General features: G+C 74.5%; 2 protein-coding genes and 1 pseudogene. All 3 read right to left on the reverse strand.

Annotated features, from left to right (window positions below; all coding sequences use genetic code 11):
- Positions 1-77 precede the first annotated feature (77 nt).
- A complete protein-coding gene (locus tag H5J33_RS33200; protein ID WP_181798413.1) occupies positions 78-554 on the reverse strand; it encodes a DUF5709 domain-containing protein in 477 nt (158 codons plus the stop codon).
- Positions 555-906: 352 nt separating this feature from the next.
- Positions 907-1,764, reverse strand: a complete 858-nt coding sequence (gene prcB / locus H5J33_RS33205) for a proteasome subunit beta (protein WP_181798414.1) — start codon at positions 1,762-1,764, stop codon at positions 907-909.
- A 71-nt stretch (positions 1,765-1,835) separates the two neighbouring features.
- Positions 1,836-1,940 (reverse strand): annotated as a pseudogene (locus H5J33_RS33210) (TIGR00374 family protein); the annotation flags it as partial.
- Positions 1,941-1,964: the final 24 nt, after the last annotated feature.

Consider the following 1,964-nt stretch of genomic DNA (forward strand, 5'->3'; position numbering starts at 1 on the left):
CGTCATCGGGTCCCTCACCCAGGTACCGGGCGAGGGACCCGGCCCCCCGAAACGGCCTGGGAGGAAGCCGGCCGGGCTCAGGGTTCCTCCTCCACCACATGGACCGCCGCCTCCTCGGCGCCCGCCGCGCCGCCGTCGATGCCGACGTCCCGGGCGACCTCCTCCTTGGTGGTGTCGGTGTGGCTGCCCTCGTCGGGGGCGACCAGGCGGCCCGCGCGGGCGGTGCCGGCCTCGGGGTCGAGTGGTTCGCCCTCGCCGCCGGGCAGGTCGCCGATCTCGTCGCCGGGCGGCGCGGAGACGTCCGGGACCTCCTGGCCGAGCCGTTCGTCCAGGGTCTCCCCGTCGTGCTGCTCGGCGGCGGTGGTGCCGTGCTTGGTGACACCCAGCGGACGCTCGGGCGGGGAGTAGCCCTCGTCGAGGATGTCGTCGTAGGTGCGCTCGCCGATCGCGTCCTGCAGGTCCAGCGGTCCGGCGTCCTCCTGTTCCTCGTTGGTGCCGGTCGGCTGGTAGGTGTCGTCCGCCATCGGGGTCTGCTCGGACTGCTGGTCGCTCATGGTTTCGCCTCCTGGGGGTCAGCGGACCGTCCTGGTCCGCGTTTCCCCCGGCCGGGGCCTTAATCCCCCGGTCATGAGCGCGGCGGCCGGCGACGCCGCCGCCCCTGATCCGCTCCTGCCGCGTCGGGAGCCGCGGACGCGGTGCCGGTCCGGGCGGGTGGGCCCGGCCCGAGCGGGGAGGGGCGGAGCGGAATCAGGGGCGCCGTCACGGAGGAACTTCCCCCCGGTACCGCACCCGCTCCACCCTTATGCCGATTCCACGTACCTGCAACCCTTGTGCAGTAAAGTCCGCGGCAGACCTCCCCCATGGGCGGGGAAAGCCGCCCCGGGCCGACGGGCCCCGACGGCCCGCTCAGGCCGGTGCGGCGTGCGGGCCGTCCGGGCGGGCGGCGCGCTGCCGGATCACGTCCCGTGCGAGTTCCTCCGTCTCCGGCGCGGGCAGCCGCGCGTAGCCGTCCTCGGTGATGACCGAGACGACGGGGAAGATGCGGCGGTGCAGATCGGGGCCGCCGGTGGCCGAGTCGTCGTCCGCCGCGTCGTAGAGCGCCTGGAGCGCGGCGAGGGCGGCCTCGCGGCGGGTCAGGCCCGGCCGGTACAGCTTCTTCAGGGCTCCCCGGGCGTACGGGGAGCCGCTGCCCTCGGCGTGGAAGTGCGGTTTCTCGTACAGCCCGCCGGCCGCGTCGAAGGCGAAGATCCGGCCGCGTCCGCCGTCGGGCGCGGTGAGGTCGTAGCCGACCAGCAGCGGGACGACGGCGAGCCCCTGCATGGCCTGGGCGAGGTTCTGCCGGATCATGGCCGCGAGGCGGGTCGCCTTGGCACCGAGGGTCATCGGGACGCCCTCGACCTTCTCGAAGTGGGTCAGCTCGACCTGGTAGAGGCGCACCATGTCCAGGGCGAGGCCGACGGTGCCGGCGAACGCGACGGCCGTGTGCTCGTCGGCCGGATGCACCTTCTCCAGGTCGCGCTGGGCGATGAGGTTGCCCATGGTGGCGCGCCGGTCGCCGGCGATCAGCACGCCGTCGCGGTAGGTCAGCGCCAGCACGGTGGTGCCGTGCGGGAACCGGCCGGGCGCCGCCCGGACACCGGCCGGCAGGGCGGGCGCGGTGGGCAGCAGCCCGGGGCGGTGGGCGGCCAGGAACTCGGTGAACGACGAGGTCCCCGGCGTGAAGAAGGCCTCGTCCGGCAGGCCCGCGCGGTGATTCCCGGGCATGGCTCCCCCCTCAGTCGGATGGCATGTACCCGACTCCTACCTGCCGGGGAAGCGCGGGAAACTCCCGGACGTCACAACGCCTTGCGCCGCACCAGCACCCCGAGCACCAGCAGGCCGGGCAGCAGCGGCAGCCAGACGGTCAGCAGCCGGTAGCCGAGCACCGCGGACGCGGCGCTCGGCTACCGGCAGGGACACGGTCA

The sequence above is a fragment of the Streptomyces sp. WELS2 genome, assembly GCF_013870595.1.
GTDB lineage: Bacteria > Actinomycetota > Actinomycetes > Streptomycetales > Streptomycetaceae > Streptomyces.